4 protein-coding genes are annotated in these 26,058 nt (G+C 75.0%); all 4 read right to left on the bottom strand.

Annotated elements, in window-relative coordinates:
* Positions 1-16 precede the first annotated feature (16 nt).
* From LNK82_RS18520 to LNK82_RS18505, 4 genes are read right to left on the bottom strand one after another with little or no spacing between them, the layout of a single operon-like run.
* The gene (locus LNK82_RS18520) at positions 17-229 is read right to left on the bottom strand and encodes an MbtH family protein (RefSeq protein WP_230568252.1); all 213 of its coding nucleotides are present in this window, start codon (positions 227-229) and stop codon (positions 17-19) included.
* On the bottom strand, positions 226-4,167 hold the full coding sequence (locus tag LNK82_RS18515; RefSeq protein WP_230568251.1) for a non-ribosomal peptide synthetase: 3,942 nt from the start codon (positions 4,165-4,167) through the stop codon (positions 226-228). Before LNK82_RS18515 ends, LNK82_RS18520 begins: the two co-directional genes overlap by 4 nt.
* The gene (locus LNK82_RS18510; protein ID WP_230568250.1) at positions 4,164-15,089 is read right to left on the bottom strand and encodes a non-ribosomal peptide synthetase; all 10,926 of its coding nucleotides are present in this window, start codon (positions 15,087-15,089) and stop codon (positions 4,164-4,166) included. The genes LNK82_RS18515 and LNK82_RS18510 overlap by 4 nt, the downstream gene beginning before the upstream one ends.
* Positions 15,086-26,026: a non-ribosomal peptide synthetase gene (locus tag LNK82_RS18505; protein ID WP_230568249.1), complete on the bottom strand. Its 10,941-nt coding sequence runs from the start codon at positions 26,024-26,026 to the stop codon at positions 15,086-15,088. The genes LNK82_RS18510 and LNK82_RS18505 overlap by 4 nt, the downstream gene beginning before the upstream one ends.
* Positions 26,027-26,058 lie beyond the last annotated feature (32 nt).

Here is a 26,058-nt window from a genome sequence, read left to right as displayed (position 1 = left end):
TCGTAGACGGGTCTGCTCAGGCGCCCATGGCGTCGACGAGGCTCTTGGGGCGCATGTCGGTCCAGGTCGCCTCGACGTGGTCCAGGCAGTCCTGGCGGGACGCCTCGCCGAACACCACGCGCCAGCCGTCGGGCACGGGGATGAAGTGCGGCCAGAGGGAGTGCTGGTCCTCGTCGTTGACCAGCACGAAGTAGGTGCCGTTCTCGTCCTCGAACGGGTTGGTGCTCATCGCGGGTCTCCTTCGGGTCGCGGCGTCGTCACGGCGGTGGTGACCGCCCTGGCGACCTCGTCGAGGACGTCTCGACGAGTCATCTCTTCGTGGGGTGCGGGCACGTCGTGCACGCGGATGGCGCCGGTGACGTGCGGCGTCCACCGGCCCGGGTCGCGTTCCGGGTGGTCGGCGGCGTCGGTGGCGCGGAAGAACAGCAGGTCGCCGTCGAAGCGGCGCGGCGCGTGGGCGGACAGGGCGCGGCCGTTGGCCAGGTAGGTGGTCAGGACGGCGCGGGCGAGGTCGTCGGTGGTCTGCTCGTAGCCGCCGAGTTCGGTGCGCACCACGGCGACGGCGCGGGCGTGGCCCTCGGGGGTGGCGAGGTCTTCCGGGCTCAGGCCGGTGCCGGCGAACGCGTCGGCGAAGACCTCTTCGGTGGTCAGCGGGGTGGCGTCGGCGCGGGGGTAGGAGTCGAGGATCGCGAGCAGGTCGACGGTCTCGCCGGCTCCCTGGAGGCGGACGGCGACCTCGTGCGCGAGGTGGCCGCCCATGGACCAGCCCAGCAGGCGGTACGGGCCGTGCGGCGCGACGGTGCGGATGTGGTCCGCGAAGCGGGCCGCCTGGTCGCCGATGGTGGGCGGCTCGCCGAGCGAGCCCCGATCACCCGCCCCGCCGAAACCCGGCCCGTCACCGGGCGAGTCCTCGCCGGCGGTCGCGGAGAGGTCCGCTTGGAGGCCGTAGAGCGGCACGTCCGGGTCGAGCGCGCCGAGCAGCCCGGTGTAGCACCAGCTCAGCCCGGAGGCCGGGGGCAGGCAGAACAGCGGCGGCGCGTCACCGCCGACCCGCAGCGGCAGGACCGGGCCGAGGGCGTCGACGTCGGTCGCGGCCGGGTCGCCGTCGAGGCGGCGGGCGAGTTCGGCCGGGCTGGGCGCCTCGAACAGCGTCCGCACGGTCACGTCGGCGGCGAAGCGCGACCGCACCCGGTCGGCCAGCGTCACGGCCAGCAGCGAGTGGCCGCCCGCCGCGAAGAACCCGCGATCCGGGTCGACCCCGTCCACCCGCAGCACCTCGGCGAACATGCGGCACAGCAGGTCCTCGGTGAGGCTGCGCGGCGCGCGTCCGGCGGTCGCGACGGCGCTCGGCGCGGGCAGGGCGCGCCGGTCCAGCTTGCCGTTGGCGTTGAGCGGCAACGCGTCCAGTGCGGTGAACGTGCCCGGCACCAGGTGCGCGGGCAGGTCGGCGGCGACGTGGTCGCGCACCACGTCCGGGTCCGGCGACGCACCGGGCTCCGGCACGTAGTACGCGGCCAGCCGCTGGTCGCCGGGCACGTCCTCGCGCACCGCGACGGCCGCGTGGGCCACGCCCGCGCACCGCGCCACGGCGGCCTCGACCTCGCCCAGCTCCACCCGGACGCCCCGGAGCTTCACCTGGTCGTCGACCCGGCCCAGGTACACGAGCGCGCCGTCGTCGTCCCACCGCGCCAGGTCGCCCGTCCGGTACAGGCGCGAGCCGGGCGGCCCGTACGGGTCGGCGACGAACCGCGTCGCGGTCACGCCGGGGCGGCCGAGGTAGCCGCGGGCCAGCTGCACGCCCGCCAGGTACAGCTCACCCGGCGCGCCGGGCGGCACGGGCGCGAGGCGGGCGTCCAGCACGTGCGCGCGGGTGTTCCACACCGGCCTGCCGATGGGCACGCGCGGGTCGTCGGCGTCGCACTGCCACGACGTGACGTCGACCGAGGCCTCGGTGGGGCCGTAGAGGTTGTGCAGTTCGGCGGAGTACGCGGCCAGGAACCGGTCCCGGGTCGCCGGGAGGAGCGCTTCGCCGCTGCACACCACCCGGCGCAAGGTCGGGCAGGGCACGGGTTCCACCAGGAACGAGTCCAACATGGATGGCACGAAGTGGACGGTTGTCACCCCGTGCTCGTTGATCGCCTGCGCCAGGTACGCCGGGTCGCGGTGGCCGTCCGGCTTGGCGACCACGATCGCGGCGCCGGTGATCAGCGGCCAGAAGAACTCCCACACCGACACGTCGAACGTGTAGGGGGTCTTGAGCAGCACCCGGTCGTCGGCGGCGAGGCCGTAGCGGTCCTGCATCCACCGCAGCCGGTTCACGATGCCGCGGTGCGGCACGCCGACCCCCTTGGGCGTGCCCGTGGAGCCGGAGGTGTGGATGACGTACGCCAGGTCGTCCGGTCGCGCACGGCGCGGGGTCGCCTCCGGCCCCTCGCCGTGCACCCCCAGCACCGACGCACCGGGGAACGCCGCCGGGTCGTCGGTCACCACGCACACCGGCCGGGCCTCGTCCAGCAGCACGGCGCGCCGCCGGGCCGGCAGGTCGGTGTCCAGCGGCAGGTAGGCCGCGCCGGACTTCAGCACGGCCAGCAGCGCCACCACCAGGTCGGCCGAGCGCGGCAGCGACACGGCCACCAGCGCGTCCGGCCCGGCGCCCGCGGCGACGAGGCGGCGGGCCAGGCGGTCCGCGGACGCGTGCAGCGCGGTGTAGTCCAGCACCCGGTCGTGCTCGACGACGGCCGTGGCGTCCGGCGAAGTGGCCGCCTGCCGGTCCAGCAGGTCGGTGAGCGTGACGTCCTCGACGGGCGTCGCGGTGGAGTTCCACTCGTGCAGCACCCGGTGGCGGTCGGCGTCGTCCAGCGGCGTGATCGCGCTCAACGGCCGGTCCGGGTGCTCGACCAGGTCGGCCACGATGCGCAGCAACCAGTCCGCCAGGCGGCGGGCGGTGGCCGCGTCCACCAGGTCGGGCCGGTGGTCCAGCCGGAACGCCAGGTTCTCCCCCGGCACGCCGATCAGGGTCACCGGGTAGTGCGTGGCGTCGCGGGCCTCCACGTCGATCAGGAACGCGCCGCCGGCCAGCTCGGTGTTGTCGTCGTCGCCCGCCGGGTAGTTCTCGAACACCAGGGTCGTGTCGAAGAGCGGTCCGCGCCCGACCCGGCCCTGGAGGTCGGCGAGGTTGACGTGCTGGTGCTCCAGCAGGCCGGTCTGCTGCGACTGCAGCGCGTCGAGCAGGTCCGCGGCGGTGTCGTCGGGCGACCAGGTCACCCGCACCGGCAAGGTGTTGATGAACAGGCCGATCATGCGCTCCACGCCCGGCAGCTCGGGCGGGCGGCCGGACACCGTGCCGCCGAACACCACGTCGGTGCGGCCGGCGTGCACTCCGAGCGTGAGGCCCCACGCGGCCTGCACGACGGTGTTGACCGTCCAGCCGCGCTCACGGGCCAGCTCGCCGAGCCGCCCGGTCAGCTCCGCGCCCAGCTTCGCCTTCAGCTGCGCGGGCGGCGCCTGCTCCCCCGGCCGACCGGCCCCACCGACCAGCGTCGGCTCGGTGACGCCGTGCAGCACCGCGTCCCACGCCTTGCGGGACACCTCGTGGTCGCGGGCGTCGAGCCACGCCAGGTAGTCGCGGTAGGGCGCGACGGGCGCCATGCCCCGCTCGTCGCCGTGCCGGTCGTACAGCTCGAACAGCTCGTCCAGCAGCACGGGCAGGGACCAGCCGTCGACCACGATGTGGTGCACGGTGACGGCGAGCCGGAAGTCCTTGAACGGCATCCGGAACAGCACGCACCGCAGCGGCACGTCCTCGTGCAGCGCGAAGCGGCGCAGGCGTTCGGCGTCGTAGCGCTCCTGGAACCGGGCTTCCGCCTCCGCGACGGACAGCGTCGAGCAGTCCACCACCTCCCACGGCACGTCGACGTGGTCGAGCACGACCTGCACGGGCTGGTCGAGCCCTTCGTGGACGAACACCGACCGCAGCCCGGCGTGCCGCCGCACCAACGCCTCCACGGCGTCGCGCAGCGCGTCCACGCCGAGTTCGCCGTAGAGGTCGACGGCCACCTGGACGGTGTAGAAGTCGAGGCCGTCGGTGTCGTGCAGGGCGTGGAACAGCAGGCCCTGCTGCAACGGGGCCAGCGGGAGGATGTCCTCGATGCGCGGTGCGGCGCTCATGAGCGGCCTGCCTTCCTCATCATGGCCTCCAGGTGGGCGATGTTCTTCTGCGACAGGGGAACCAGCGCCACGTCGGAGGGCGTGAGGCCGCCGGCGCGCGGGTCGCGGGCGTGCGCGGCGAGCGCGGCCAGGGCGTCGCGCCACAGCCCGCCGAGCGCGGCCACGTCCGGTTCGTCGAGCAGGGCGGCGGGCCACGACAGGGCGGCGACGAGGCGCGGGCCGCCCGCGCCGTCCTCGGTGAAGGCGTTGACCTCCAGCACGTGGGCGAACGGCAGCCCGTCGTCGCCCACCGCGCCGCCGGCGTCGGTCAGCGGCGTCCAGTCGCGGCCGGTCGCGCCGACGCTCGTGCGGCCCAGGTAGTTGAACCCGATCCGCGGCGGCGGGCAGGCGGCGAGCTTGCCCGCGGTGTCCGGGTTGAGGTGGCGCAGCAGGCCGTAGCCCAGGCCGTGGTCGGGCACCGCGCGCAGCCCTTCCTTGACCTGCTTGAGCGCCGTGCCCACGGGTTCGCCCGCCGCGAGCACCTCGTCCCACCGCAGCGGCGGCACGTCCACCCGCACCGGGTAGAGGTTGGTGAACCAGCCGACCGTGCGGGACAGGTCCAGGCCCGGCGCGACGGCGTCCTCGTGCCTGCCGTGGCCCTCGCGGTCCACCAGCAGCGCGTCGGGCAGCCGTTCGCCGCGCCGGGCCAGCCACTCGCGCACGGCCAGGCCGAAGCCGGTGAGCAGCACGTCGTCCACGCTGACGCGGAACGCGGCGGGCGCGGTGGTCAGCAGGGCCGTGGTGACGTCCGGGTCGACCTCGACCACAGCGGTCCGCGCCGTGGCGAGGGTGTCGCGGCGCGGGTCCAGTGGACGGGAGCCGATCGCGGGCTGCGCGGTGTCGGCGGTGGCGAGCCAGTGGGGCAACTGCTCGGCCCACCGCGGTTGCGTCGCCGCCTCGGCGAGGCGGGTGGCCCAGCGCCGCCACGACGTCCGCACCGGCGGGAGCTCGGGTGTGACGCCCAGGCGGGCGGCGGTCGCGGCGGAGGCGAGGTCGGGCAGCAGGATCCGCCACGACACGCCGTCCACGACCAGGTGGTGCGCCAGCACGAGCAGCCGGCCGGGCGCGTCGGGTCCGGCGTCGAACCACACCAGGCGCAGCACCACCGCGTCGTCGGGCCGCAGGGCGCGGCGGGCGGTCTCGGTGTGCTCGGCGACCACCGCCGCCAGGTCGCCCTCGGCGAGTCCGGCGACGTCGACGCGCGTGACGTGCTCCTCGGCCCGCACCGCGCCGTGCGGCAGGACTTCCAGCGCCCAGCCGTCGTCGTCGCGGTGCAACCGGGTGCGCAGCGCGTCGTGGTGGTCGAGCACGACGGCCAGCGCGTCCACCAGGTGATCGGCGGTGGTCCCGGCGGGTGTGGCGACCACGTGCGACTGGTTGAACCCGTCGACCGGGCCGCCGCCGGCGCGCAGCCACTCCACGATCGGCATCAGCGGCACCCCGCCGACGCCGTCGGCCACCTCGTCCTGCTCCACCGGCGGCACGGCGACCTCGGCGAGGCGTCGGACGGTCTTCAGCTCGAACACGTCGCGCGGGGTGAACACCCAGCCGGCCGTGCGGGCGCGGCTGACCAGCTGGATCGACATGATGCTGTCGCCGCCCAGGTCGAAGAACCCGTCGTCCACGCCGACCCGCGCCACGCCGAGCACGTCGGCGAAGACACCGGCCAGGGCCTCTTCCACCGCCGTGCGCGGCACGGTCACCGGCGCGGCTTCCCGTTGCGGCGCGGGCAGCGCGCGGCGGTCGACCTTGCCGTTGACCGTCAGCGGCAGCTCCGGCAGCACCACGAACGCCGACGGCACCGAGTAGTCCGGCAGCGCGGCGACGGCGGCGGCGCGCGCTCCCTCCACGTCCACGTGGTCGCCGACGAGGTAGGCGACGAGTCGGCGCTCACCGGGCCGGTCCTCGCGGAGCACGACCGCCGCGCCCCGGACGCCGGCCCGGCCGGTCAGCGCGGCCTCGACCTCGCCCGGCTCGATCCGGAAGCCGCGCAGCTTGACCTGCCCGTCGGTGCGGCCGACGAACTCCAGCCTGCCGTCGCGGGACCAGCGGGCCAGGTCGCCCGTGCGGTACATGCGGTCGCCGGGCGCGCCGTGCGGGTCGGGCAGGAACCGCTCGGCGGTGAGCCCCGGTCGGGCCAGGTAGCCGCGGGCGAGCTTGCCGCCGGCCACGTACAGTTCGCCCGTCACGCCCGGCGGCACGGGCTGCAGCCGGCTGTCCAGGACGCGCAGCGCGGTGCCCGCCATCGGGGCGCCGATCGGCAGCGGGCTCGCGGCCACGTCGCCGGGCAGCACCGCGTGGCGCGCGGCGAACGTGGTCGTCTCGGTGGGGCCGTAGCCGTTGACCAGCACCAGGTCCGGGCAGGCCCGGCGCACGGCGGCGACGGCGTGCTCCGACACCACGTCACCGCCGGCCCACACCTCGCGCAGGCCCGCCAACGTCTCCGGGGCCTCCTGCGCGACCACCCGGAACAGGCCGGCGGTCAGCCACAGCGCGGTCACGCCGTGCCGGTGGATCGCGGCGGCGAGACCGGCGATGTCCACGTCGTCCGGCGAGTCCACGACGGCCGTGCCGCCGTTGAGCAGCGGCACCCACATCTCGTACGTGCTCGCGTCGAACGCGTAGGAGGAGTGGACCAGGACGCGGTGGTGCGCGCCCGTGGCGAAGATCGAGTCGGTGGCCAGCTCGACCACGTTCGCGTGGGTGACGGCCGCGCCCTTCGGCACGCCCGTGGAACCGGACGTGTGGATCACGTACGCCAACTGGTCCGGGTGCGGTGCCGGCAACTCGGTGTCGGGCGCGGGCGGCAACTCGGCCGTGAAGTCCACGACGTGCGCCGGTGCGGCCAGGCCGGCGGGCAGATCGGCGCGGTCGGTGAGCAGGACCGCGGCGGAGGTGTCGGCGAGGATCAGGTTGTGCCGCTCGACGGGGTTGCCGTCGTGCAGCGGCACGTAGGCGCCGCCCGCGTAGAGCGCGGCGAGGGTGGCGACGGTCCGCTCGGCGGTGCGCCGGGCGAGCACGGCCACCCGGGTCTCGGCGCGCACCCCGATCCCGACCAGGTGGTGGGCGAGCGCGCGGGCGCGGGCGTCCACCTCGGCGTAGGTCAGCTCCCGGTCGCCGTCGACCAGGGCCACCGCGTCCGGGGCCTTCGCGACCTGCGCGCGGAAGCGGCCGACGACCGTGCCGCGCGCCCGGTGGGAGGGGTTGCGGCCCCACACGTCCAGCACGATGCCGCGTTCGCCTTCACCCAGGACCGGCAGGGCGCTCACCGGGGTGGCGGCGTCGGCGGCGACGGTCCGCAGCACGCGCGTCAGGCGTGCGCCGAGGGCTTCGGCGGTGGCGCGGTCGAACAGGTCGGCGGCGAACTGGATGGTGCCCTCCAGGCCCGCCGGCGCGCCGTCGCGGTGGGTCTCGCCCAGGTCGAACGACAGGTCGAACTTCGCCGGGCCGTCGCCGAGGTCCACCAGGTCCAGGCTCAGGCCGGGCAGCTCCAGGTCCGGCTCGGGCGCGTTCTGGAGCACGAGCATCACCTGGAACAACGGGTGCCGCGCGACGGACCGCTCGGGGTTGAGCGCGTCCACGAGCCGGTCGAACGGCAGGTCCTGGTGCGCGAACGCGGCCAGGTCGGTCTGCCGGACGCGGCCGAGCAGCTCCTCGAACGCGGGGTCGCCGGACGTGTCGGTCCGCAGCACGAGCGTGTTGACGAAGAAGCCGACCAGGTCTTCCAGCGCGGCGTCCGTGCGGCCCGCGACGGCCGTGCCGAGGACCACGTCCTCACCGGCGCCCAGCCGGGTCAGCAGCGCCGAGATCGCCGCCTGGAGCACCATGAACAGGCTCGTGCCGGTCCGGCGGGCCAGGGTCAGCAGGTCGGCGTGCAGGTCGGCGTCCACGTGCCACCGCACGAGGCCGCCGCGGTGGGAGGCGACGGCCGGCCGACGCCGGTCGCTGGGCAGCTCCAGGGCGTCGGGGATGCCGTCGAGCTGCCGCCGCCAGAACTCCAGCTGCGCCGCGCCCGCCGAGTCGGGGTCGCCGTCCGCGCCCAGCACGTCGGCCTGCCACAACGCGTAGTCCGCGTACTGGACGGGCAGTTCCGGCAGCTCCGGGGCGCGTCCGGCGAGGCGGGCGCGGTAGGCGTGGCCGAGGTCGCGGGTCAGCGGCGTGAACGACCAGCCGTCGCCCGCGATGTGGTGCAGCACCAGCAGCAGCACGTGCTCCGAGGGCGACACCTCGAACAGCCACGCCTTGAGCGGCAGTTCGCGGGACAGGTCGAACGTGCACGCCGCCGCCTCGTCCAGGCGCTCCCGCAGCACGGTCGCGTCCGTGGTGCGCACGCTGAACGCCCGGGTCAGCGCCTCGTGGGCCTCGGCGGCGGGCACCACGAGCTGGCGCGGCGCGCCGTCGGAGTCGGGGAAGACGGTGCGCAGCGACTCGTGGCGGGCCAGCACGTCGCCCAGGGCGGCGCGCAGCGCGGTCACGTCCAGGTCGCCGGACAGCCGCAGCGCGATCGGGATGTTGTACATCCCGTTGGCGTCTTCCAGCCGGTCGAGGAACCACAGGCGGCGCTGGGCGAACGACAGCGGCACCACGTCGGGCCGTTCGGCGCGGGTGACGCCCTTCCGGGCGGCGCCGGCGGCGGTGGCACGGGCGGCCAGCAGCGCGGGCGTCGGCGCTTCGAACACCGCGCGCAGCGGCAGTTCCACGCCCATCGCCGCACGCACCTGGCTGATCAGGCGGGTGGCGAGCAGCGAGTGGCCGCCGAGGTCGAAGAACCCGTCGTCCACGCCGACCCGCGCCAGGCCGAGCACGTCCGCGAACACCGCGCACAGCACCTCTTCGGCGGGGGTGCGCGGCGCGGCGTCGCCGACCACGGCGGCGTCCGGCGCGGGCAGGGCCCGGCGGTCGAGCTTGCCGTTGGCGTTCAAGGGGAACGCGTCGAGCACGACGAGCGCGGCGGGCACCATGTACGCGGGCAGGGTGGCGCGCACGGTGTCGAGCACGGCGGCCGGGTCGACGGGGCGGCCGGGCACGACGTACCCGACGAGCCGCTTGTCCCCCGGCCGGTCCTCGCGGACCACGACGGCGGCGCGGTCCACGTCGGCGTGCCGGGCGAGCGCGGCCTCGACCTCGCCGAGCTCGATCCGGAAGCCGCGCAGCTTCACCTGGTCGTCGGAGCGGCCGAGGTACTCCAACTGCCCGTCCACGCCCCAGCGCACGAGGTCGCCGGTGCGGTAGAGCCGCCCGCCCCGGCCGAACGGGTCGGCCACGAACCGCTCGGCGGTCAGCGCGGCCCGCCCGACGTAACCCCGGGCCAGGCTGTCACCCGCCAGGTACAGCTCACCGGGCGTGCCGGGCGGTACGGGTCGCAGGGCCGCGTCCAGGACGTACGCGCGGGTGTTCCACAGTGGACGGCCGGTGGGCGCGGGACCGTCGAGCGGGTCGGGCGCCGTGGAACCCCACTGGAGGGTGTAGACGGTGGCCTCGGTGGGGCCGTAGATGTTGTCGATCCGGGCGGCCGGGAGGGCGGCGCGCACGTCGTTGTAGACGCTCGCGGGCAGGCCTTCGCCGGCCAGCACGACGGCCCGCGCGTCCAGCTCCACACCGGCCGCGAGGACCTGGGCGCACACCGAGGGCACGCCGCTGACCAGGCCGCCCGTCCAACCGCCGCGCTCCACGAGGGTGGTCAGGTTCTCCACGACCTCCACGCGTCCGCCCACCGTGAGCGGGGTGAACAGCTCGAAGACGGACACGTCGAAGTTCAGCGAGGTGGACAGCAGCACCGAGGACAGCTCGTCGGCGGTGAAGTGGTCGGCGGCCCAGCCGACGAGGTTCGCCATGCCGCGCCGCGTCACGGCCACGCCCTTGGGCCGGCCGGTGGAGCCGGAGGTGTGGATGACGTAGGCGAGCGACCCGCCGTGCACGGCCGGGGCCGGCGGCGCGACGGGCCAGGTGAGGCGTTCGGCGACGGCCGGGTCGTCGAGCAGGACGAGCCGGTCGGCGGCGACGGTGAGGCGGGACGCCGTGGTGCTGTCGGCCACCACGCACACCGGTCGCGTGTCGTCCAGCACGAACGCCACCCGCTCGGCCGGGTGGCCGGGGTCCAGCGGCACGTACGCGCCGCCCGCCCTCAGCACCGCGAGCAGCGCGACCACGGCCTCGGACGTGCGGGGCAACGAGACCGCGACCACCGTCTCCGGCCGCACGCCGCGCTCGACGAGCAGGGCGGCGAGCCGGTCGGCGCGGGCGTCCAGCTCGGCGTAGGTGAGCACGCGGTCGGGGCCGATGACGGCGAACGCGTCCGGCGTGCGGCCCGCCTGCCGTGCGATGAGCTGCTCCACGAACACCTCCGGCACGGGCCGCGCGGTGTCGTTCCACGTGTGCAGCACGCGTTCGCGTTCGGTGGGGTCCAGGACGTCCACGTCGCCGAGCCGGATCGCCGGGTCGGCGACGACGGTCTCCAGCAGCCGCACGAGCCGCCGCGCGAGCACCCGGGCCGTCGACGCGTCGAACAGGTCGAGGGCGTGTTCGAGGTCGCCTTCCACACCGGCCGGCCGGCCCGCGTGGTCGTGGGTCTCGCGCAGGTCGAGCAGCAGGTCGAACTTGGCCGCGCCGCCCGGCACTTCTTCGAGGTCGATGGCGAGGTCGGGCAGCTCCAGGTCGGCCTCGGGCGTGTTCTGCAGCACGAGCATCACCTGGAACAGCGGGTGCCGCGCCAACGACCGGCGCGGGTTGAGCACCTCCACCAGCCGTTCGAACGGCACGTCCTGGTGCGCCAACGCGGCCAGGTCGGTCTGCCGCACCCGCTCCAGCAACTCCTTGAACGTCGGATCGCCCGAGGTGTCCGTGCGCAGCACCAAGGTGTTGACGAAGAACCCGACCAGGTCGTCCAACGCCTCGTCGGAACGCCCCGCCACCGCCGTCCCCAGCGGGATGTCGGTACCGGCGCCCAAGCGCGTCAACAACGCCGCCACGGCGGCCTGGAGCACCATGAACACCGTCGTGCGGGTCTGCCGCGCCAGCGCCACGAGCCTGGTGTGCGTGTCGGCGTCCAACCGCAACGGCACCCGCCCGCCCCGGTAGGACGCCACCGCCGGCCGCGGCCGGTCCGTCGGCAGCTCCAGCACCTCGGGCAGGCCGGCCAACCGCGTGCGCCAGAACTCGACCTGCGCGGCGAGCGCGCTGCCCTCCTCCTCGTCGGAGCCGAGCACGCGCCGCTGCCACAGCGTGTAGTCCGCGTACTGCAACGGCAACGGCGGCAGGTCCGGGGCCTCGCCGGCGAGCCGGGCGCGGTAGGCCGTGCCGAGGTCGCGCAGCAGCGGCGTCAACGACCAGCCGTCGCCCGCGATGTGGTGCACCAGGAACAGCACCACGTGCTCGTCGGGCGCGAGCTCGAACAGCCACACCCGGCACGGGAGCTCGGCGGCCAGGTCGAACCGGTGGCCCAACGCGTCGGCGACGGCGGCCGGCAGGTCGTCCTCGTCCACCTCGACGTGCACCACCGGCAGCACGGGCGCGTCGAGCACGTGCTGGCGCGGTTCGCCGTCGACTTCCGGGAACGTGGTGCGCAACGACTCGTGCCGGCCCACGACGTCGCGGAACGCCGCGGTGAGCGCGTCTCGGTCCAACCGCCCGGTCAGCCGCAGCGGCAGCGGCACGTTGTACATGCCCGCCGCCTCCTCCAGGCGGTCGAGGAACCACAGGCGCCGCTGGGCGTACGACAGGGGCAGCACGTCCGGGCGCGGCATCACCTCCACGTCGTGGCGGGTGCCCCTGGCGCGTTCGGCGAGGGCGGCCAGCGCGGCGGGCGTGGGCGCTTCGAACACCGAGCGGATGGACAGCTCCACGTCCAGCACCGACCGCACGCGGCTGACCAGGCGGGTGGCGAGCAGGGAGTGGCCGCCGAGGTCGAAGAAGCTGTCCTCCACGCCGACCGACGGCACGTTGAGGACCGTGGCGAACACGCCGACCAGCACTTCCTCGGTGAAGTTGCGCGGTGCGCGGCCGGTCGCGGCGGTGCCGCCGACCACGTCCGGCGCGGGCAGGCCGCGGCGGTCCAGCTTGCCGTTGGTGGTCAACGGCAACGCGTCGAGCCGCACGAACGCCGACGGCACCATGTAGTCCGGCACGGCGGCGGCCACGTGCGCGTGCAGCGCGACGGGGTCGAAGTCGTGGCCCTCGGCGGGCACGACGTAGGCGACGAGCCGCTGGTCGCCGGGCTGGTCCTCGCGCACGACCACGCCGACCGGCCCGGTCGACGGGTGCCGCGACAGCACGGACTCGATCTCGCCCAGCTCGACGCGGTAGCCGCGGATCTTCACCTGGTCGTCGGCCCGGCCGGCGAACAGCAGGTCGCCGTGCTCGCCCCACCGGGCCAGGTCGCCGGTGCGGTACATGCGCGAGCCCGCCGGACCGTACGGGTTGGCGACGAACCGGCCGGACGTGAGGCCGGGCCGGGCGACGTACCCGCGGGCCAGGTTCTCGCCCGCGATGTACAGCTCGCCGACCACGCCGGGCGGCACCGGGCGCAACGCGTCGTCCAGCACGTAAGCCTGCGTGTTCCACAGTGGACGGCCGAGCGACAGCACCTCGGCCGGGATCTCGTCGTCCGGCTCGATCACCAGCGACGTGCAGCCGACCGTGGTCTCGGTGGGGCCGTACTCGTTGACCACGCGGGCGCCGGGGTGCCGTTTGCGCCACACGTCGAGCTGCGCGCCGGGCAGCGGCTCGCCGCCCAGGACGAGTTCGGCGGTCGGCGAGTAGGTGTCCGGCAGCACGTCGAGCACGGACAGGTGGCTGGGCGTGCCCTTGAGGTACGCGAAACCGGCGGCGGTGGGGCTCGCCGGGTCGATGCCCTCGTCGGCGAGGTCGCCCAGGTGCACGGCGCCGCCGGAGATCAGCGGCGCGTACAGGCCGGTGACGGTGAGGTCGAACGTGACGGGCGAGTGCAGGAACGCGCCGGATCGCACGGACGGGTACGCGTCGACCGACCACTGGAGGTAGTTCACGGCGGCGCGGTGCTCGACCAGCGTGCCCTTGGGCCGGCCGGTGGAGCCGGACGTGTAGATGACGTACGCGGCGTGCTCCAGCCGCAGCGGCGCGCGTCGGTCGGCGTCGGTCAGCGGTTCGGCGGACCGGGACGCGTGGTCGAGGTGGTCCAGGACCAGCGCCGGCACGGCGAGCGCGGCGAGGCGGGGCGCGAGGGCCGCGTCGGTGACCAGCCGCACGGGCCGGGTCTCGCCGATCATGTCGGCGAGCCGTTCGGCGGGCTGGTCTGGGTCGAGCGGCAGGTAGCCCGCGCCGGTCTTGAGCACCGCGAGCAACGTCGTGACCAGGCGCGTGCCGCGCGGGAGCGCCACCGCCACCAGGGTTTCCGGCCCGGCGCCGTGCTCGACGAGCAGGCGGGCGAGGCGGTTGGCGTCGGCGTGCAGCTCGGCGTAGGTGCGGACGTCGAGCCCGTGCACGACGGCGGTCGCGTCCGGCGTGGCGGCGGCCTGCCGGTCGAGCAGGGCGGTCAGGTGCAGCGGCTCCACGGCGTGGTCGGTGTCGTTCCAGTCGACCAGGACGCGGTCCCGCTCGTCCGCGTCGAGCAGGTCGACGGCGTTCACCGGCCGGTCGGGGTCGGCGGCGATGGCGCGCAGCACCAGCCGCAGCCACTCGCCCATCCGGGCCACGGTCGCCCGGCCGAGCACGTCGGGCCGGTAGTCCAAGCGGAACGCCAGCCGCTCGCCGGGCAGGCCGACGAGGCTGATCGGGTAGTGCGTGGCGTCGCGGGCCTGGAAGTCGGTGATCCGCACTCCGCCGCCCAGCACGGGCGCGGTGTCGACGTCGACCGGGTAGTTCTCGAACACCATCGTGGTGTCGAACAGCTCGCCGTGGCCCGTGCGGCGCTGCACGTCGGCCAGGCCCACGTGCTGGTGCGCGATCAGCCCGGCCTGCCGGTCCTGCACGGCGGCCAGCAGGTCGCCCAGCGACTGGCCGGCCGTCCACGACACGCGCACCGGCAGCGTGTTGATGAACAGGCCGAGCATGGTCTCCACGCCCGGCAGCTCGGCGGGCCGGCCGGAGACCGTGCCGCCGAACACCACGTCGCGGCGGCCGAGGTAGCGGCCGAGCACCACGCCCCACGCGCCCTGGGCGAGGGTGTTCATCGTCCAGCCGCGGGCGCGGGAGGTGCGGGTGAGGGCGTCGGTCAGCTCGTCGTCCAGCTCGACCAGCACGCCGTCGGGCACCACGGAGGCGTTGACCGCGGCCGACCCGACGAGCGTCGGCCCGTCGAGGCCCGCCAGCACCTCGTCGTAGGCGGCCAGCGCGCCGTCCACGTCCTGGCGCCTGAGCCAGCCCAGGTAGTCGCGGTAGGGGGTGACGCGGGGCATCGCCGAGTCGTCGCCCGCGTGCTCGTAGAGGGTGAACAGCTCGTCCAGGAACACGGGCGTGGACCAGCCGTCCATCAGGATGTGGTGCATGGTCAGCAGCAGCCGGTGCACCTGACCGGGCAGCACGACGAGCACGAACCGCAGCAGCGGCGCGCGGGCCATGTCGAAGCGGCGGGCGCGTTCGGAGTCGACCAGCGCCGCGTACTCGGTCTCCGGGTCCGGACTGCCGGTCAGGTCGACCTCGTGCCAGGGCGCGCGCACCTCGCGGCGCACGACCTGCACGGGCCGGTCGAGGCCCTTGTGCCGGAACCCGACGCGCAGGTTCGCGTGCCGGCGCAGCAACGCGTCGGCGGCGGCGCGCAGCGCGGCCACGTCCACCGCGCCGGTCAGCTCGGTGGCCATCTGCACGGTGTAGACGTCCAGGCCGTCGCGGTCGTACAGGGCGTGGAAGAGGAATCCCTCCTGCAACGACGACAGCGGCAGGACGTCCTCGACTGCGGACTTCTTGCTCATCGGTCCAAGTCCTCGCTCTCGTCGTCTTCGTCTTCCAGCAGGTCCAGCTCGTCCTGGCTGAGCGGGACCAGGTCGACGTCGGACGGGGTGAGCCCGCCCGCCGCCGCGCCCCGGACGTGCTCGACCAGACCGCGCAGCGCCTGCCGCCACGCCGTGCCGAGGTCGGCGGCCTCGGCGTCGGCGAGCAGGTCGGCGGGCCAGGCGAGGGTGGCGGCCAGGCGCGGGCCTTCCGGTGTGTCCTCGGTGACGGCCGTGACCTCGATCGCGTGCACGAACGGCAGGTCGTCGTGCCCGACCGGGGCGGTGAAACCGGGCGCGGGCAACCACAACCGGTCGCCGCCGGATGCGGCGGTGTCGACGCGGCCCAGGTAGTTGAACGCGATCTGCGGCGCGCCCAGGCCCGCGAGCTTGCCCGCCGTGTCGGCGTTGAGGTGGCGCAGCAGCCCGTAGCCGACGCCCTTCTCCGGCAGCTCGCGCAGCTGTTCCTTGACCCGCTTCAGCGCCGTGCCCGCGGCGGGTCCGCCGGCGAGCAGCTCGGGCCAGCCGACCCGGCCGGGGTCCAACCGCACCGGGTGCACGCTGGTGAACCAGCCGACCGTGCGGGACAGCTCCACGTCCGGCACGACGTCCTCGCGGCCGTGGCCCTCGACCTGGAGCAGCACGGAGGTCTCCGCGCCCCGGCCGCGGCGTTCCCGCCACCGGCCGACGGCCAGCGCGAGCGCGGTCAGCAGCACGTCGTCCACGCCCGCGTGGAACGCCGCGGGCACCTCCGTGAGCAGCGGCGCGGTTTCCTCGACCGTGAGGGCGACCTCACTGGTGCGGGCCGTGCCCACGGTGTCGCGCGCCGGGTCGAGGGGCCGTGCGCCGAGCAGCGGGTCCGGGCCGTCGAGCACGGCGGTCCAGTACGGGAGCTGGTCGGCGCGGGCCGGGTCGTGCGCGGCGTCGTGCAGCAGGTGGGACCAGCGCCGCCACGACGTCCACACCGGTTCCAGCCCGGGCTCGCGGCCGGCCGCGAGGGCGTGCCACGCCTGGGCGAGGTCGGGCAGCAGGATCCGCCACGACACGCCGTCCACCGCGAGGTGGTGCACGACCAGCAGCAGGTCGCCGGGGTGCGCGGGGCCCGCGTCGAACCACACCGCTTGGACCAGGCGGCCGCGTGCCGGGTCGAGGCGCCGCCACGCGGTGTCGGCCTCGGCGCGGATGGCGGCGGCACGCGCGGTGTCGTCCAGCCCGGTCACGTCCACGCGGCGGGTGACGTCGGCGGCGCGCACCGTGCCGCGCTCGGCGATCTCGTAGACCCACTCCCCCTCCGCGTCGCGGTCGAGGCGGGCGCGCAGGGCGTCGTGGTGGTCCAGCAGCGCGTCGAGCGCGGCCGGCAACCGGTCGGGGCCCAGTTCCGCCGGCACCGCGACGAGCTGGGCCTGGTTGAAGCCGTCGAGCGTGCCGCCACTGTCGAGGAACCAGCGCACGACCGGCGTGAGCACGGCGGGGCCGCTGCCGGTCGGGTCGGCCACGAGGCGGGCGTCGGCGGGCTCGACGGCCACGAGCGCGAGCTCGGCCGCCGTCTTGCGCTCGAACACGTCACGCGGGGTGAACACCAGGCCGGCCCGGCGGGCGCGGCTCACGAGCTGGATGGAGCCGATGCTGTCGCCGCCGAGGTCGAAGAAGCTGTCGTCCACGCCGACGTCCGGCAGGCCGAGCACGTCGGCGAACACCGCGCACAGCGCCTCTTCCCGTGCGGTGCGCGTGCCGTGGGACCGCGGTGTCGGCTCGGGCGCGGCGGGCGCGGGCAGCTCGGCGTGGTCGAGCTTGCCGTTGCGGCTCAACGGGAGTCGGTCCAGCACCACCACCGCTGACGGCACCATGTAGTCGGGCAGTTCGGCGCGCAGCGCGGACCTCAGGGCCGCCGTGTCCAGCAGCTTGCCGGGTGTCGCGGTGACGTACGCGACGAGCCGGGGCGTGCCGCCGTGGTCGGGGCGCAGCAGCACGGCGCACGTGTCGACGCCGTCGTGGCGGCGCAGCGCGGCTTCGACCTCGCCGGGCTCGACCCGGAAGCCGCGCACCTTGACCTGGCTGTCGACCCGGCCCAGGAACTCCACGTGCCCGTCGGGCAGGCGGCGGGCGAGGTCGCCGGTGCGGTACATGCGGGCGCCGCAGGCGTTCGGGTCGGCGACGAACCGGTGCGCGGTGAGCGCGGGTCGGTCGAGGTAGCCGCGGGCGACGTTCGGCCCGGACAGGTACAGCTCGCCGGGCACGCCCACCGGCACTGGCCGCAGCCACGCGTCGAGGACGTGCGCCCGGCTGTTGAGCACCGGCGTGCCGATGACCGGGGCCGGGTGGTCGGCCAGGTCGGCGATCACGGAGTCCACTGTGGACTCGGTTGGCCCGTAGAGGTTGAGCGCCACCAGTCCGGGCGTGCCGCGCAGCCTCTCCCACAGGTGCGCGGGCACCGCCTCGCCGCCGAGCAGCACGACCGACGGGAACCGCTCTTCGCCGTCCAGCAGGCCGTGCGCCACGAGGTGGTCCACATAGGACGGGGTGGTCTCGATGACGTCGATCCGCTCCCGGCGCAGGTGGGCCACGAGGGCGTCCGGGTCGCGGCGGGCGTCGTCTCCGATGACGTGCAGCTCGTGGCCGGCGAGCATCCACAGCACCGGGTCCCACGACGCGTCGAACGCCGCGGGCGCGGTCAGCGCGGCCCGCAACCGGTCACGGCCGAGGCGGCGCGCGACGAGGGCGAAGACGTGCTCTTCGTGGTGGCGCAGGAGGTTCGCCAGCGAGCCGTGCTCGACCACGACGCCCTTGGGCCGGCCGGTGGAGCCGGAGGTGTAGATGACGTAGGCGGCGTCACGTGCCGTCAACGGCCGGGTCCGGTCGGCGTCGGTGGGCGCCGTGTCCGGGGCGCCCGGCGCGGTGTGGTCGGCGACCGAGCCCTCGATGACCAGGGTCGGGCGGGCGTCGGCGAGGGTGGCGCGCCGCCGTTCCTCCGGGTGGTCCGGGTCGAGCGGCAGGTACACCGCACCCGCCTTGAGCACGGCGAGCAGCGCCACGACCGTGTCGACCGAGCGCGGCAGCACCACCGCCACCACGTCGCCGACCGCCGTGCCGCGGCGCAGCAGGGAGTGCGCGAGCCGGTTGGCGCGCCGTTCCACCTCGGCCGCGGTGAGGCGGACGTCGCCCGCCACCAGGGCCCGCCGGTCGTCGGCGAACCGCTCGAACCCGGCGAGCACGGTCTGGTCGACCACCGGGCCGACGGGTCCGGCCGCGCTCCGGACCAGGTGGTCGGCCTCGCCGGGCGCGAGGAGGTCCAGCTCGCCGACGCGCCGCGCCGGCTCGGCGGTGGCCTGGTCCAGCACGCGCGCGAACCAGCCCGCGATCCGGTGGGCGGTGTCGGCGTCGAAGAGGTCGCGGCTGTACTCCAGCTCGCCGTGCAGGCCCGCGGGCCGGCCGGCGGAGTGCCGCTCGGCCAGCGTGAACGACAGGTCGAACTTGGCCGGCCCGGCGGGCAGGTCCACCACCTCGGGCGTGACGCCCGGCAGGTCGAGGTCCGGGTCGGCGTTGTTCTGCAGCACCAGCAGCACCTGGAACAGCGGGTGCCTGGCCAGCGACCGTTGCGGGGCCAACTCCTCGACCAGCCGGTCGAACGGCACGTCCTGGTTCGCGAACGCGGCCAGGTCGACGTCGCGCACCCGCTCGACCAGGTCGGCGAACGCGGGCTCGCCCGACGTGTCCACCCGCAGCACGAGCGTGTTGACGAAGAACCCGACCAGGTCGTCGAGCGCCTCGTCACGCCGACCGGCCACGGGCGTGCCGACCGCGATGTCGACACCCGCGCCCAACCTCGTCAGCAACGCGGCCAGCGCGGCGTGCAGCACCATGAACGGGCTGGCGCCGTGCGCGGCGGCCAGTCGCGCCACGCGAGCGTGCACGTCGGCGTCCAGGCGCAGCGGCACGGAGCCGCCCTCGTGCTCCGGCCGGCTCGGACGGGGCCGGTCCGTCGGCAGGTCCACGGTGTCGGGCAGGTCGGCCAGCCGGGCGCGCCAGTGGTCGAGCTGCGCGCGCAACGGGCTGCGCTCGTCGTCGTCGGAACCGAGCACGTCGTGCTGCCACACCGTGTAGTCCGCGTACTGCACGGGCAGCGGCGTGAACTCCGGCGCGACGCCCGCGTGCCGGGCGCGGTAGGCGACGCCGAGGTCGCGTAGCAGCGGCGCGAGGGACCAGCCGTCGGCGGCCACGTGGTGCAGCAGCAGGAGCAGCACGTGGTGGTCGGCGGCGAGCCGGTACAACCGGACGGCCACCGGCAGGTCGTCGGCCAGGGCGAACTTGTGCCGAAGGGCCTCGGCCAGCTCGGCGGTCAGCTCGTCCTCGGTGGTGTCGACCCGCCTGGTCGCGGCGCTGAGCAGCGCGGTCGCCGCCGCCGGCTCCAGCACCGCCTGCCGCGGCGCTCCGTGGACCTCGGGGAACACGGTCCGCAGCACCTCGTGCCGGACCACCACGTCGGCCACGGCCGCGAGCAGCGCCGAGTCGTCCAACGCGCCGGTCAGCCGCACGGCCAGCGGCACGGAGTACATGCCGCCCGCCTCGTCCAGCCGGTCGAGGAACCACAGGCGTTGCTGGGCGGCGGACAACGGCACCACGTCGGGGCGGGGCCGCGGCGTCACGCGGGCACGTGCGGGCGCGGCGTCGTGCAGGGCGCGGGCCAGCCCGGCGGGCGTCGGGTGCTCGAACACCGCGCGGATCGGCGCCTCCACGCCCAGCACGGCGCGGACCCGGCTGATCAGCCGCATGGCGAGCAGCGAGTGGCCGCCCAGGTCGAAGAACCCGTCGTCCACACCCACCTCGGGCACACCGAGCACGTCGGCGAACAACCCGCACAGCGCCTCCTCCACGCCGTGCGCCGCGCGGGACGGGGAGGTGGCGGCGGTGGCGGGCGCGGGCAGGGCGTGCCGGTCGACCTTGCCGTTGGCGTTGAGCGGCAACGAGTCCAGCTCCACCACCACCGACGGCACCATGTACGCCGGCAGCGCGTCGCCGACGTGGGCGCGCAACACCGCCTGGTCCACGATCGCGCCTTCGGCGGGCACCACGTACGCGACGAGACGACGTTCACCGCGGTGGTCGGCCCGCACGGCGACGACGGCGTGCGCCACGTCCGGGCGCCGTGCCAGCACGGCCTCGACCTCGCCCGGCTCGATGCGGAAGCCCCGCAGCTTCACCTGGTCGTCGGCCCGCCCGTGGAACGCCAACCGTCCGTCCGGCAGTCGCCGCACCAGGTCGCCGGTGCGGTACATGCGGTCGCCGGGCGGCCCGTACGGGTCGGCCACGAACCGCTCGGCGGTCAGCCCGGCTCGCCCGAGGTAGCCGCGCGCGAGCCCGGTGCCCGCCACGTACAGCTCACCCACCGCGCCGGGCGGCGTGAGCCCGAGGTCGGCGTCGAGGACGTGCACCCTCGTGTTGTCCATCGGCAACCCGATGGGCATGGCCTCCGGGTCGGGTTCGCCGGGCCGCAGGGCGAAGCGCGTGGCGAACGTCGTGGTCTCGGTGGGGCCGTAGCCGTCGACCACGGTCAGCTCCGGGCAGTGCGCGCGGACGCGGGCCACCGCGGCGGCGGGCACGACGTCACCGCCGGTCCACACCTCCCGCACGCCCGCGAGGCACGTCGGCGCTTCCTCCGCGACCAGCCGGAACAGGCCGGCGGTCAGCCACAGGGCGGTGACGCGGTGCTCGGCGACGACCCGGCCGAGCGTGATGATGTCGAGCACGCCGGGCGGCGCGACGACGACCGCGCCGCCCGAGAGCAGCGGGGCCCACAGCTCGTAGGTGGCGGCGTCGAAGGCGTGCGACGAGTGCAGCAGCACGCGGGCGTGCGCGGGGGTGGTGAACAGCCGGTCGGTGGCCAGTTCCACGACGTTCGCGTGCGTGACGGCGACACCCTTGGGCACACCCGTGGACCCGGACGTGTGCATGACGTACGCGAGCTGGTCGGGGTGCGTGCGCCGGTTCAGCGGACCCGCGGCGGGTGGCTGCTCGTCGGTGCGCACGACGTGCACGGGTGCGGTCAGGCCCTCGGGCAGCGTCGGGCGGTCGGTGACCAGGACGGGCGCGTCGAGGTCGGCGAGCACGAAGTCCAGGCGCTCCACCGGGTACGACTCGTGCAGCGGCACGTAGTAACCGCCAGCCTTGAGCACCGCGAGGATCAGGACCACGAGCGCGGGCGACCGGTCCACCAGCAGCGCTACCGGCGTTTCGGCGTCGACGCCCGCGGCGGCGAGCCGGTGCGCCCACCGGTCGGCCTCGGCGTCGAGCTGCCGGTAGGTGAAGGAGACCTCGTCGGACACCACGGCGGGCGCGTCGGGCGTGGCGGCGGCCTGCGCCTCGAACCGGGCGGCCAGGGACGTGACGTCGACGGGGCGGGCGGTGTCGTTCCAGGTGACGAGTTCGGCGTGCCGTTCGTCGGCGGTGAGCAGGTCGAGCCGGGCCAGGGGCGCGGCGGGGTCGGCGGCGACGGCTTGGAGGAGCGTGCCGAGGCGGGTCACCAGGTGTCGCGCGGTGGCCTCGTCGAACAGGTCGAGGGCGTACTCCAGGGCGCCGGCGACACCGGTCACCGCGCCGCTGCCGTCGCGGGTCTCGTACAGGTCGAACCACAGGTCGAACTTGGCCACGGCCGTGCGCAGGTCGGCCACGGCGACGTCCAGGCCGGGCAGCTCGACGTCCGGGTCGGGGGTGTTCTGGAGGACGAGCATCACCTGGAACAGCGGGTGCCGCGCCAACGACCGGCGCGGGTTCAGCTCCTCCACCAGCCGTTCGAACGGCACGTCCTGGTGCGCCAACGCGGCCAGGTCGGTCTGCCGCACCCGTTCCAACAACTCCTTGAACGTCGGATCGCCCGAGGTGTCGGTCCGCAACACCATCGTGTTGACGAAGAACCCGACCAAGTCGTCCAGCACCTCGTCGGAACGCCCGGCCACCGCCGTGCCCAGCGGGATGTCCGTCCCCGCGCCCAACCGCGTCAACAACGCCGCCACGGCCGCGTGCAGCACCATGAACACGCTGGTGCGCGTGTCCCGCGCGATGTCGGCCAGCCGGCCGTACAGCTCGCCGTCCACGGTCAGCGGCACGCGTGCGCCCCGGTGCGAGGGCACGTCCGGGCGCGGTCGGTCGGCGGGCAGCTCCAGCACCTCGGGCAGGCCGGCGAGCCGGTCGCGCCAGAACCGGACCTGGCGGGTGAGCACGCCGTCCGGGTCGTCCTCGTCGCCGAGCGCGTCCCGTTGCCACAGCGCGTAGTCCGCGTACTGCAACGGCAACGGCGTGAACTCCGGGGCGACGCCCGCGTGCCGGGCGCGGTAGGCCGTGCCCAGGTCGCGCAGCAGCGGGGCCAGCGACCAGCCGTCGGCGGCGATGTGGTGCACGACCAGCAGCAGCACGTGCTCGTCCGGAGCCGTGTCGAACAGCCACAACCGCCACGGCAAGCCGTGCGCGAGGTCGAAGCGGTGGCCGGTGGCGGCGGTCATCTCCGCCGCCGGGTCCGCGACGGCCGCCGTCACCACGTGGTCGGGCAGCAGGCGCAGGGCGTCGGCCGGGTCGAGCACGTGCTGGACGGGTTCGCCACCGACCTCCGGGTAGCGGGTGCGCAACGGCTCGTGGCGGGTGACGACGTCACCGAGGGCGGCCAGCAGCGCGGCGCGGTCGAGCGGTCCGGTCAGGCGCAAGGGCAGCGGCACGTTGTAGGTGCCGCCGGTCTCGTCCAGGCCGTGCAGGAACCACAACCGGCGCTGGGCGGACGACAGCGGCACGAGGTCCGGGCGCGGCCGGGCCGCGGGACGGGAGCGGGCGACGGCGGCCCCGTCCACGACGAGCGCGAGCCCGGCCGGGGTCGGGTGGTCGAACACCGAGCGCAAGGACAGCTCCACGCCGAGCGCGGCCCGCACCTTGCTGATCAGCCGGGTCGCGAGCAGCGAGTGCCCGCCGAGGTCGAAGAACCCCTCGTCCACGCCCACCCGCTCGACGTCGAGCACGTCGGCGAACACGGCGACCAGCAGTTCTTCCAGCGGCGTGCGGGGCGCACGGCCGACGGCGCCGGCGTCGGGCGCCGGCAGCGCGTGCCGGTCGAGCTTCCCGTTGGGCGTCAACGGCAACGCGTCCAGCCCGACGAACGCCGACGGCACCATGTACCCCGGCAGCCGGGACTCGGCGGTGGCCCGCAGCGCGGTGGTGTCGACGTCGGCGGGCGTCACGTACGCGACGAGCCGCTTGTCACCGGGCCGGTCCTCGCGCACCACGACGGCGAGCGCGCCGACGCCGTCGTGCTCGGCCAGCACCGCCTCGACCTCGCCCAGCTCGATGCGGTGGCCGCGGACCTTCACCTGGTGGTCGCGGCGCTCCAGGAACACCAGCGACCCGTCGGCGCGGCGCACCACGTAGTCGCCGGTGCGGTACATGCGGCGGCCGGGACGCGGCGTGAACGGGTCGGGCACGAACACCACGCCCGTGCGGCCCGGGTCGCCGAGGTAGCCCCGGCCGACGCCCTCGCCGCCGACGTACAGCTCGCCGGGCGTGCCGACGGGCACCGGCCGCAGCCGGTCGTCCAGCACGTACAGGCGGGTGTTGCGCAGCGCGCTGCCGATCGGCACGCCGTCGGCCACGTCGGCGGGCGAGGTGATGAACGCGTGCGTGACGTCGTCGGCGCACTCGGTGGGGCCGTAGGCGTTCATCAGCGGGATGCCGGGGAACGCGTCGAGCCAGCGGGCGCACAGGTCGGCGGGCAGCGCCTCGCCGGTGGCGACGAGCAGGCGCAACGAGGCCAACCCGGGCCGGCCGCCGTCGGCGTCCCACAGGTCCAGCGCGGCGCGCAGCAGCGACGGCACGACCTCCAGCACGGCCACGCGTTCGGCGTCGGTGCGGTCGAACAGGCCGCGCGGGTCGGCGGCGAGCTCCCGGGTGACGACCCGCGCCGTGCCGCCCGCCACGAGCGGGGCGAGCATCTGCCAGATGGAGATGTCGAACGTCAGCGGCGCGTTCTGGACCACGGTGTCCACTTCGGACAGCGCGCAGTCCTCGACCTTGGCCAGCAGGTGGTTCACCATGCCCCGGTGGGTGACCATGGCGCCCTTGGGCTTGCCGGTCGACCCGGACGTGAACAGCACGTACGCCAGGTCGTCGCCCGCGCCGACGGGCTCGGGCCACTCGTCGGTGATCTCGTCGGTGACCGGCAGCAGGTCCACGGCCCCGGCCAGGTCGGCGGCGAAGGGCGCCACCGCCGGTGACGCGAGCACCAGGCGTGCCCCGCTGTCGGCCAGCAGCGCCCGGCCGCGGGCGATCGGCGCGTCGGAGTCCACCGGCACGTAGGCCGCGCCCGCGCCGAACACCGCCAGCACGGACACCACGAAGTCACGGCCCGGGGCGGTGGGCAGCGCGACGACGTCGCCGCGCTCCACCCCCGCGTCCCACAACCGGCGGGTCAGCGCTCCGGCCCGCCCGGCCAGCTCGGCGTAGGTGGTCGGCCCCTCGTCGTCCACCACGGCCACCGCGTCGGGGTGGCGCCGGGCGTGGTCCAGCACCCGGCGCACCACGCCGTCCGCGTCGTCCAACGGGGCGTCGGTGCGGTTCCAGCCGTCCAGCGCCTGGTCGCGCTCGGCGGCGTCGAGCAGGTCGAACCACGCCAGCGGTGCGTCCGGCTCGGCCAGCAGCCGGTCGAGCAGCCGCAGCAACCGGTCCAGGTGCCCGGCCACCTCGTCGGCGGTGTAGAGGAACTCGTTGCCGTCCAGGTCGATCCGCACGGGGTTGCCGTCGGACCTGTCGTAGGCGGTGACCTCCACGTCGTCGATCACGCCGTTGGACAGGTTGTGCGCGGTGACGGGGTGTCCGCCGAAGGTGACGTTGTAGTCGAACGGCATGATGTTGACCACGACGTTCGCCAGCTGCCCCGCGCCGCGCACCAGGCCGAGGTCGCGGAGCACGTCCTCCTGCCGGTACCGCTGGTGCTTGAGCGTGGTGCGGGCCTCGACCGTGGTGCGGCGCAGCACGTCGACGAACGTCGCCGCCGGGTCGACGTCCACGAACAGCGCGAGGATGTTGCTGACCATGCCCGGCGTGTCGCGCAGCAGCTTGCTCTTGCGCGCCATCACGGGGAAGCCGACGGGCGTGGTGCGCGCGCCCGTGACCAGGTGCAGGTAGACGGCGGTGGCGGCGGTCAGCGCCATCGGCCAGGTGGACGCGTTGGCCCGGGTGAGCTCCTTCATCCGGTCCATCAACGCCGGGTCGACGTGCGCGGTGGCGCGGGCGGGGCGGGCGCTGGCGGGCGCGGTGCCGGAGGTGAGGCCGACGGGCGCGGGCCGGTCGGCCAGCCGGGCCCGCCAGTGCTCCTGGTCGCGGCGGTAGGCGTCCGAGGCGCGGTACGCGGCGTCGTCGTCCAGGTACTGCTGGAGGGTGGCGAACGCGCTGGGCGGCGGCTCCTGTCCCGCCACCAGAGCCGAGTACACCGCTGCCAGGCGGTCGGTGAAGATGCGCCCGCTCACCCCGTCTGCGATCACGTGGTGGTTGCGCTGGTAGTACAGGTACCGCTCGTCCTCGACCTTGAACAGCGCGTCCACCGACAGCGGTCCCTTTTCCAGGTCCATCGGCCGGTACAGGTCCTCGTCCATCCACGCCACCGCGTCACCGACCGGGTCGGCGCGATCGGTGTGGTCGAAGAAGTGCAGGTGCGGGTCGGGTGCGAGGAACTGCCACACGCCGTCGGCGTCCTCGGCGAACCGGACCTGGACGGTCTCGGCCTCCAGCACGGTGCGGCGCAACGCCTCCTCGAACAGCGCCACGTCCACCGCGCCGTGGATCTCCAGGTACTCCGACATGACGAACACGTTGTCGGGGTTCAACCGCTGGCCGTACCAGATCCCCAGCTGTCCCGGGGAGAGCGGCCACCGCCGCCTGTCCTCGCTCACGTCCCTGGTCCTCCCTAGTGCCGTGACCGGCA

It is taken from the genome of Saccharothrix luteola, from assembly GCF_020859565.1.
GTDB classification, from domain to species: domain Bacteria; phylum Actinomycetota; class Actinomycetes; order Mycobacteriales; family Pseudonocardiaceae; genus Actinosynnema; species Actinosynnema luteola.
Note: the sequence above shows the minus strand (reverse complement) of the source record. Positions and strands in the feature narration are given on the sequence as shown.